The sequence below is a fragment of the uncultured Megamonas sp. genome (genome assembly GCF_958438645.1).
Lineage (GTDB): Bacteria > Bacillota > Negativicutes > Selenomonadales > Selenomonadaceae > Megamonas.
The window spans coordinates 38,162-47,344 of sequence record NZ_CAUBSM010000014.1 but is presented as its reverse complement, the minus strand read 5'-3'; the positions used below and the strand labels follow the sequence as shown (position 1 = coordinate 47,344).

Sequence of the window (9,183 nt, the reverse complement as noted above, 5' to 3'; positions counted from 1 at the left end):
GATATAGTAAGACCTGCTATTTTAGTAGGCAAGTATCGTTTGTATCCAAGAATCCCCTGCATTTAGGCATGGGGAGTATGTCAAAAGTGCCAATGACCTTTATTTTCTGTGCTTTTATTGATTTATTTATGTATATATTTAGTTGGCTCCATCCTCAAGCTTATTATCAACATATTTTAGTATTGTTAATCGGTTGTATCTGTATGGGAATAGGTGTTACATGTCAATTATTAGGACGTGTGGTTATGCTTCCTGGTGAAGGTTTAGTGAATGCGATTGCTACTCATTGGAAATTAGACTTTGGCAAGATAAAGGTTATTTTTGATTGGTCACTCGTTGCTATAGCTGGTGGATTATCATTATATTATTTTGGCACTATTGAAGGAATACGAGAAGGAACACTTGTTTCAGCATTATCCACCGGTATTCTCGTTAAATTCTTCATGAATACGTTGTTGAAGATAAGAATAAAACGTATCGGTAAATTAAGACAGCAGTGCAGAGTGAATAGAATAAATAAAATAAGCACTCAGGCTGAATAAAATAAAAGACCTATGAAGTTGAATGAACAGCTTTATAGGTCTTTTTTATCGTATGCCATAAGATGTAATAAAAAATAAGGCAAATATTATATTTGATGTGTTTCATACAAATAGTTAAAGTATTTTTCATAGAATGCAGGAACGCCGTCGATGATATCCTGTACAGAAATTTCATCAACCGCCGTGCCCTGCCATACGGTCAGTTTGCCGTCATTTGTTACAGCAGTCGGTTTACCAAAATTTTTTGTCATAGCGCGTTTTAGAAGATAATATTTCGTGAAATTTGCATACTGCTGTTTATCTGAATTAAGTTTTTTATTAAAAAACAGGGCGGCTTTATATAATTTGTTGTTATACATATATAAAATAATAAACGATTCATCAGGCGAATATTTTTCTGTTGGAAGCAAAACGTATGATTCGTAATATCTGCCTTTATAGCCGTAGTATTTAAGATTGTACAGCTGATTTATTTTTATTAAATCATCATTCCAATCCAAATTGAAATCATTGTGCATAATATCGTCATAGATATAATGAAAAGGCGGATTATTAGGAAGCGGTTTATAAATATATACGTTTTTATCTGTTTGAGCAAAAGCAGAATTGATAGGCATTAGCAAAAGAAAACAGAAAAACATTAGAAATTTTTTCATAGATAAACTCCTCCAATCTAATGAAATATAAGGCAAAATAAAGCGGTTTTGATTTTATCGGAACTGTTTTTTATTTATATCTCCAATCGGTAGATATTGGATCGTCATATCGAATAAGATACCATGTATTATTTTCTATTAGGACAGTAAACTGCTGGTAGCCCCATCCACCGTTAAGGTCATTATTGTCTTTGTCTTTTAAATGAAATGTTGTACGGGTATCTACATAAATAATTCTCGTATCGTCTTTGTCCTGTGTTTGAGATAATTCCATTAATTCAAATGCAGAGAAATGGTCTAATTCAGGATATTGTGTTTTTTGATTGAGCTGTTTAAAAATTTTTTCTGGCATATGTTCGGCAAGTTTCTCATCATAGCCGTTTTGTGTAGTGATAGCGTATTTTATAGTAGGGATTATATCGACATAGGAAGTATAGAATTGATGAGCTTCTATAAATCTGATAGTGAAGATAGTTGAAGGAATTATCATATTAAAAGCGGACATACCGAGGAAAATCATACATAACATAACTTGAAACAAGGGTTTGAGATAAATATTCCTGCTTGTTTTATGCGGCAGATATAAAAATAAAATGCTTACAGTCAAACATATTATGCAGAGTATGCCCCATGAATTATGAATAGGATTGCCGAAGTAAATAAATAGATAATGCTTGCCAGTATTTTTGTATAGATTATTTTTGATGATTTAAACAGTTTGTTCACGGGAAAAAGTATATAGATTAAAGGAATTGATAAAAACAATAGTTGATAGAGATTTTTTTCATGTGGAGGAATAGAGAATGAATAAAGTGCAGGAAAACAGAAAATAAGAATGACACCGCTTAAAAAATGAAGTGATAATAAGGTTTTTAACAGCTTCAAAGTAATTACCTCCCTAAAAATCCATAATTCCTATAATTCACATATATCTTTGCATAAGATTATTAAATTGTCAAATTAAAACAAAATGCCAATCACTGATTAATATATTTTGCAGGGATTGGCATTTTGTTTTAAGGCAATAATTTTCTTAGTTTGTTTAGAGCATGTTTTTCTAGTTTGTATACTGCTTGAACTGAAACCTTATTTTTCTTGGCAATTTCACTTGTGGAAAATCCATATTTGTATTTTAGAATGATGACAGTTTTTTCTTTGGCAGTTAAGTCTTTTAACAGATTTAGAAATTCCAAATCACTGAATATCACGTTTTCTGATACACAGTTGGCAGGATTTTCTTCATAATTTATTTCATCAAGAAAATTAAGTTCAGTGTTAGATTGATTATATTGCTGTTTAAAGTATTTATAGAACTTAAATTTAATGCTATGTGATATATATGAAATCAAGGTTTTGTCATTAGTGTTATTCATTTTATCTAAAGATATTGTATTAATAAGATGGATTAGGAAAATATATAAGTCCTGCTGTATATCTTCAGATTGAGCTTTTCTGCTGTAAGATTTAATTTGACCTTGAAAGATGGTTAGAATATCCGTTATTTTTCTTTATTGCCTTTTTGGATAGTATCAATCAACTCAAATATATGTTTATCCATGTATAACACTTCCTGTCATACATAAAGAGTTGTTTGATATGTGGATTTTAAACCGTGGCAATAAAAAATTTTTTCAGATTTTGAGGTTTAAATATTCGAGCATAAAAAAATCTATATTTATAGTCTTAATATGAATTGGAGGATGACTTATGACTATAAATATAGATTATTTAAGTAAGATATTTATATTATTATTTGGTGTGTTAGATAAATTTATTATTGCATTGGTAGTGATAATGGTTATAGATTTTATCACTATTTTATTTATAACATACTATAGTAAAGATACATTAAAATTTGATGATGATAATATTAAAAAGAGATTAATAAAAAAGTTGTATATATTGCTGCTTATAATACTTGCACATGAATTGGACATTATAATCGGTGAGGATATGAATATAAGAAATGTAACAATCTGTTTTTTTATCGGCAGTGAAGGATTAAATATTTTAGAAAATGCTGTAACCATGAATATATCTTTGCCGAATATATTGAAGAAAATATTGGAGCGTATTCAAAATAAAAATAAATGAGTAGGTTTAAATTCGGTTAGAAGAAATACTCTATATAAATGTAATCGGTTACAAAGAAAATTTGGGAGGTGCAGTGCCGATGTATTAGATAGAAAAATAGCAGTGGAATATGCGTTGAATTATGCTCTTGTACCCAATATCGGTTCAGAAGATGATTTCTGGTTTTTCATGCAGGACGGTACAAATTTTGTATCGCAATGCTGGTATATGGGCGGAATTAAACAAAACGGCGGCTGGTACTGGCAAAATCGCAAAAATCATACAAAGTCATGGACAGATATGAAAAAGTTCGTGCGATATATGACGAAATATTCAGTCTATTATTCTGATGAAAATAAACCTGTTGCCCGAATTTGCCGAGATAAAAATTCAGTTCAAATTGGAGATTTAATTCAATTTAGAAATAATGCTGATATTTGGTATAAATTGGCAATTATCACGGAAATAAAAAACGGCGAGATATATTATGTACAGCATAGCCCGAATTGTCCGGAACATAAATTAAGTGAAGATAATACAAAAGAAATTCGCTTTATCTGTGTAAAAAATTGAAATATGAATACAGTTTTTCATCATTTTCTAATATATAGAGAATATAATGATAATAGGAATTCTATTTATGATGAAAAAGAAAGGCTGTGATTGTATGTTTAGGAAATTAGTTATGCTATTATGTTTCGGTATTTTGTTAAGTTTCAGCGTGGTAAGTGCTCAGGCTAGTGATGAATTGCCGCCGCTTGTAATTGAAACGGATGATGTAAAATACGCAGGGATAATGTTGAAGTTGGATAAGAACCCGACTATAACGGCACGACAGGAAACGGCTATTCATAAAGAACCTTCACCGAATAGCCCTGTAGTAGGAACAATGCAGCGAAATGATAAAGTTTCAATTATAGGAGCGAAAGCCTATATTTATCCGCGTATGGGAAAAACTAAAATAATCAAGGATATGACTTTGGTAGATGAGTTTGGTAATAAAAAAATTTTAAAACCAGGGGATGTTATGTATTTGATATCTCATAATATTTATGGAGAAAATACTATTTGGTATAAAGATACTTTCTTTATGCCAACAGAAACGCATAATATAAAAATGCCTGCACCGTATTCTGATAGTGATGGGGAAGGTAAATATGCTGAATATGAAGGATATACAAATAAACAGGATACAGAAGCTGATTTTGAATTGTATATAGAATATCCGAATGATAACCCGCATACGCCAATGAATACATGGACATTAGTAGACGGAACAGAATTTAGACGTAATGCCGATATATGGCTTTATGTGGAATTACCGGATAAAGTAACGAGAGGTTGGGTACAATTTCTTGATGCACATTTAGGTTCAAAAACATATAAGCAGATATGGTGGAGACAACCTAGTGTGGACGATAGGGAAAGTTTTGATTTATCTTTTTATTATAGTTATTGGGTAATGAAAAATTAACTTTAGGAGTGAATTTATATGGCTAAAATAGTAGATAAGTTTGGTGAATATAATTTAGAATTAATATATCCTACAGACGAAGAAAAGAAAAATAAAATTAGTTGTGCAGTAAATACAAATGAGTTTTTATTTTATTCAAATAATCCGGAAAGTGTATATTATAAGGACTTTGCTGATAGCGGAAAGTATTTTTGCCGTGAAACGGTCAAGGGCAATGGTCAGATATATACTTGGCACAGAAATGAATACGAAGGAACGATAACATCGCTTATTTTGATGTATAATCCAAATGATTTTGATATTGAATTAAATTTCACAAATATCGGGACGACAATTGATGCAAACTGGGTTTCTGATGTATACGCTTGGCGAGATTATCTTACAGCTGCTAACAATCCGGTAAAAATTACACTTCATCCTTATGAATATGCTAATATTTTTAGCAGACAGATACCAGCACACTGTAATTTCGGAGTTATCAGCAGAGTATCAATTGCAGATAAACAAGGCAATCCTGCGGCAGTTACTTTCTTTGATTTGGCTTATGTTGATGAAGCTAAATCTGGAAATGCTACAGAACCGGCACAAGCAAGTGTTACAGGAGCAAAATCAGATCCGCATAGAGGTGTAGGAGCTGGTTTTTATGAAACATTTACATTGAATTTATCAATGAGTTCAGATGAACAGAATAAGGCAAAAGTTGTTTCTTTTGGTAAAGATAAAACAACCGATACAAGTAATGATGGAGATTCTTTTGATGGAAAAGATTTAATTCAGATGACGGATTCTTCCGGGCAGATTACAGTTAAAGGATTAGCCGGAAATTACGGCGTACAAATGGACGTAAGACTTAATTTTACCAATAATACTGGTAGTGTCGGTAATTTCAAGGTTGTTATGTCGAGTACAGGTGGGGCAATTTATCCATTTGTTTCACTTGATGGGGTATTTGCTTATCCGGGAAGAAGGATTGATACTGCAAAGAATTTAATGGAAATGATAGATTTAGGAACGATAGAAAATGGACAATCTGTTTCGGTAAGTTTCTTTACAGCATTAACAGCTGTATCCACAGCACCTTTTATTATCGGTGTTATCCGTGCTTAATTTTATAATGAAAAGAACAACCTTGAATTTTCAGGGTTGTTCTTTTTTTATAGGTAGTATAATGATAGTAGAAATTCTATTTATGATGAAAAAGAAAGGCTGTGATTATATGTTTAAGAAGTTGGTTATGCTGTTATGTTTCGGTATATTGCTGAGTTTTAATGTAGCAAATGCTCAGACTAATGATGAATTGCCGCCGCTTGTGATTGAAACGGATGATGTAAAATACGCAGGGATAAATATTGATTGGACAAAATCTCCATCAGTAATTATAAAGAAAGATGTTATTTTATATAAGGAACCGTCTTTAAATAGTGCTGTAGTAGGAAAGATTTTAGCTGATGAGAAAGCGAAAGATATGGCAAATCCGTATTTATCATCAGATATGTTAATTCCTGTTGTTAAGGCAAAAGCTTACATTTATCCACGTATGGGAAAAACAGAAATCATATCGCCAATTAAAGAAACGTATGAGTATAAAATAAAGGAAAATACGCCAAAAACAGGAGATTTTATTTATATTATTTATAAGGAACCAACAGGAGCTGCGATAGCCTGGTATAATAATGAATTTATAAAATTGCCGTCAAAAGGAGTGAAAACTCCTGATATGGATAATAATTTTAATGATTATATTTATGCTGTATATGAAGGTTATTTTTCTAAATACGATTATGACGGGAACCCGAGAGCTATTGTAGATATGGTATATGTTGACCGTAAATATTATGTTATAAATTATCCTCGCAGAAATGCAGATGTCTGGTTATATCTGAAAAAAACGGATGAATTACAAGGTTGGGTACAATTAACGAATGCTTATTCAGGTTTTAAACAGCAACCTGATTGGTGGAGATATTTTAATGCTGTTGATTTAGGAATATCATGGTAAAAAATGGGGAGACAAGATTGTGGCTAGTATTATGCAGATAAGCTTAATAGTAAGAAAATAAAGTTTTATGATAATATATGTTTAATATAGTTTAAAAATATATATCGATTTTATATCAAATTTTTTGTGTAATAATTTATTATTGAAGGGGATTGAAATGATACGATACATTATAACATCAGTGATAATTTTATTAATGATAATAATATATTATACCTATCATTCATTAGAAATATTTATGATAGGTATATATTTTTTTCTTTTATTTAGTTTTATATCAGGAATAAGTTTTACAATTTTTACAAAAAGTAAGTGTAGTAAGATATTATTGTTTTTTTATAGAAAACTTATGATTTTTAGTGATAAGTATGAAAATGCCTTAAGTATAGATTATAAAAAAACCGTTTATCTGTTTGGAAAGTTACTTTTAGTAGATACATGTTTAAATTTTTGCGTACTTGTATATATAACAGTAAAAACATATCATTTAACTTATAATGTATTTGTCAATATATATCCATTATGGATTTGTATACAAATAATAGTTTTGATGATAACAATAATAGTTAATATAAATGTATCTTCAGAAATAAAAAAATTAAATAAAGTATTTAGGTTTAAAAATAAAGAGAAATAATACTCTATATAAATGTAATCGGTTACAAAATAAGTTTAAGGAGATATTTATTATGGATGATCTTATGTTTACTACAGAAACGACTAAAGATGAATTACTTAGTGTTTTTGATGAGGCTGAAACTTTGTTAGATGTAACAAGTTCAACAATTTTTTTAGTAGCTAATAACTTGATAGGTTATATTTTTAAAGATAAACCGCCAGTAGTATTAGCAACTTCGCTTCTTGATTTATTGCAAGCGAGTGCAAATGTATTAGAAGATACATTGCATAGAATGGAAATGCATAATGCTAATATATTAACTACTACAACTGTTTATGAATATGTGGGATATATGCCGGGATCTTCATATCCAACATATAAAGCTAAAAATATTAGTTATAGTTATAAATAAGCGTTGATTTATAGCTAAATATTCTATATTAGTGTGCACAATAAAAATAAAAAAACCCGAAGAGTTTTATCTTCGGGTTTTTCTGTAAGTCAATTAGAATACATCATGAAGAATGATTGTCTGGTCACGGTTTGGACCTACGGAAACAAATCCAAGACCAATACCTGTAACCTGTGCCATTCTTTCTAAATATTTACGTGCATTTTCTGGTAAATCTTCATATTTTCTGATGCCGGAAATGTCTGTTTTCCAACCAGCGAATGTTTCATAAACTGGTTCTACATTTGCAAGAACTTTTAAGCTTGCAGGCATTTCATCTAAGATTTCACCATTGTATTTATAAGCCACACACATTTTGATTTCATCGAAAGTATCGAGGATATCAAGGCGAGTAACTGCCATATAATCAATACCGCTGAGGTAACCTGCATAGCGAACTACGCAAGCATCAAGCCAGCCAGTACGACGAGGACGACCTGTAACTGTGCCATATTCATGACCACAATCACGGATTTTATCGCCGATTTCGTTGAGCTGTTCAGTTGGGAATGGACCTTCACCAACGCGAGTGCAATATGCTTTTACGATACCTACTACTTTATCGATTTTGTTAGGGCCTACACCAGCACCAGAGCAAACGCCACCTGCTGTTGGATGAGAAGCTGTAACATATGGATAAGTACCATGATCGATATCAAGCATAGTAGCTTGAGCACCTTCGAACATTACTTTTTTACCAGCATTGATTTCTTTATTTAAGAATGCAGATGTATCGATTACATATTTTTTTAGTTTTTCAGCATAACCGAGATATTCAGTGCGAATGTCTTCGTAGTTTAATGGTTCTTTACCATAGAGTTTTACAAGTTCACGATTTTTAACATCGAGAGCTGTTTTTAATTTTTCACTGAATGTTTCTTCATCGATTAAATCACAAACACGAATACCAATACGGTTATCACGGTCCATATAACATGGGCCAATACCACGTTTTGTAGTACCGATTTTTAATTCGCCTTTGTTTTCTTCTTCAAGACCGTCCATGAGACGATGATAAGGCATTACAACGTGAGCACGATTAGAGATACGTAATCCGTCAACAGAGTAACCATCTTTTTTTAGAGCTTCCATTTCTTGAAGGATTACTTCAGGGTCAAAAGCTACACCATTTGCAATCACACAGATTTTATTATCATAGAGCATACCAGATGGCATGAGTCTTTGTTTAAATTCTTTGCCGTCTACTGTAACAGTATGACCTGCATTACTACCACCTTGATAACGTACAACTATATCAGCTTTTTCTGCTAAATAGTCTACGATTTTACCTTTACCTTCATCACCCCATTGGGTACCAGTTACAACAACTGTTGACATAAGAAAACTTCCTCTCTATTACTCAAGTTTA

Annotated in this window: 11 protein-coding genes; 7 read left to right on the top strand and 4 right to left on the bottom strand. The window is 31.4% G+C overall.

Features of this window, described 5'->3' with window-relative positions; genetic code table 11:
• A partial coding sequence (locus Q5I67_RS09350; protein WP_368043396.1) for a YitT family protein occupies window positions 1–542 on the top strand: 542 nt, incomplete at its 5' end.
• A gap of 86 nt (window positions 543–628) precedes the next feature.
• On the opposite strand, the gene Q5I67_RS09345 is transcribed toward Q5I67_RS09350, so the two are convergent.
• The 3 genes from Q5I67_RS09345 to Q5I67_RS09335 form a co-directional block, all read right to left on the bottom strand.
• Complete coding sequence (locus Q5I67_RS09345) at window positions 629–1,198, bottom strand: hypothetical protein (protein WP_302487136.1); 570 nt, start codon at window positions 1,196–1,198, stop codon at window positions 629–631.
• 70 nt (window positions 1,199–1,268) lie between these two features.
• Entirely contained in the window at window positions 1,269–1,739 is a 471-nt protein-coding gene (locus tag Q5I67_RS09340) for a hypothetical protein (RefSeq protein ID WP_278402144.1), read from the bottom strand.
• Between the two features lie 475 nt (window positions 1,740–2,214).
• The gene (locus Q5I67_RS09335; protein ID WP_302487138.1) at window positions 2,215–2,682 is read right to left on the bottom strand and encodes a sigma-70 family RNA polymerase sigma factor; all 468 of its coding nucleotides are present in this window, start codon (window positions 2,680–2,682) and stop codon (window positions 2,215–2,217) included.
• A gap of 223 nt (window positions 2,683–2,905) precedes the next feature.
• Here Q5I67_RS09335 and Q5I67_RS09330 point away from each other — a divergent pair, with 223 nt between their 5' ends.
• The 6 genes from Q5I67_RS09330 to Q5I67_RS09305 all read left to right on the top strand — a co-directional run bounded on the left by Q5I67_RS09330 (window position 2,906) and on the right by Q5I67_RS09305 (window position 7,775).
• Window positions 2,906–3,292 (top strand): phage holin family protein, encoded by a 387-nt coding sequence (locus Q5I67_RS09330; protein ID WP_204921459.1) that lies wholly within the window; start codon window positions 2,906–2,908, stop codon window positions 3,290–3,292.
• 96 nt (window positions 3,293–3,388) lie between these two features.
• Window positions 3,389–3,844 (top strand): amidase domain-containing protein, encoded by a 456-nt coding sequence (locus Q5I67_RS09325; protein WP_278850183.1) that lies wholly within the window; start codon window positions 3,389–3,391, stop codon window positions 3,842–3,844.
• A 67-nt stretch (window positions 3,845–3,911) separates the two neighbouring features.
• Entirely contained in the window at window positions 3,912–4,745 is an 834-nt protein-coding gene (locus tag Q5I67_RS09320) for a hypothetical protein (protein ID WP_302487135.1), read from the top strand.
• Window positions 4,746–5,021: 276 nt separating this feature from the next.
• Entirely contained in the window at window positions 5,022–5,852 is an 831-nt protein-coding gene (locus Q5I67_RS09315; RefSeq protein ID WP_302487134.1) for a hypothetical protein, read from the top strand.
• Window positions 5,853–5,934: 82 nt separating this feature from the next.
• Window positions 5,935–6,744: a hypothetical protein gene (locus Q5I67_RS09310; RefSeq protein ID WP_204921455.1), complete on the top strand. Its 810-nt coding sequence runs from the start codon at window positions 5,935–5,937 to the stop codon at window positions 6,742–6,744.
• 689 nt (window positions 6,745–7,433) lie between these two features.
• On the top strand, window positions 7,434–7,775 hold the full coding sequence (locus tag Q5I67_RS09305) for a hypothetical protein (protein ID WP_204921454.1): 342 nt from the start codon (window positions 7,434–7,436) through the stop codon (window positions 7,773–7,775).
• A gap of 93 nt (window positions 7,776–7,868) precedes the next feature.
• On the opposite strand, the gene Q5I67_RS09300 is transcribed toward Q5I67_RS09305, so the two are convergent.
• Window positions 7,869–9,152 carry an adenylosuccinate synthase gene (locus Q5I67_RS09300; RefSeq protein ID WP_204965165.1) on the bottom strand — a complete coding sequence of 428 codons (1,284 nt, stop codon included), beginning with the start codon at window positions 9,150–9,152 and terminating at the stop codon, window positions 7,869–7,871.
• Window positions 9,153–9,183: the final 31 nt, after the last annotated feature.

Bases quoted from the DNA above. Each gene is read 5' to 3' on its own strand.
- Q5I67_RS09305 (WP_204921454.1), top strand. From the start codon at position 7,434: ATGGATGATCTTATGTTTACTACAGAAACGACTAAAGATGAATTACTT.
- Q5I67_RS09310 (WP_204921455.1), top strand. From the start codon at position 5,935: ATGATGAAAAAGAAAGGCTGTGATTATATGTTTAAGAAGTTGGTTATG.
- Q5I67_RS09315 (WP_302487134.1), top strand. From the start codon at position 5,022: ATGTATAATCCAAATGATTTTGATATTGAATTAAATTTCACAAATATC.
- Q5I67_RS09330 (WP_204921459.1), top strand. From the start codon at position 2,906: ATGACTATAAATATAGATTATTTAAGTAAGATATTTATATTATTATTT.
- Q5I67_RS09300 (WP_204965165.1), bottom strand. From the start codon at position 9,152: ATGTCAACAGTTGTTGTAACTGGTACCCAATGGGGTGATGAAGGTAAA.
- Q5I67_RS09345 (WP_302487136.1), bottom strand. From the start codon at position 1,198: ATGAAAAAATTTCTAATGTTTTTCTGTTTTCTTTTGCTAATGCCTATC.
- Q5I67_RS09320 (WP_302487135.1), top strand. From the start codon at position 3,912: ATGATGAAAAAGAAAGGCTGTGATTGTATGTTTAGGAAATTAGTTATG.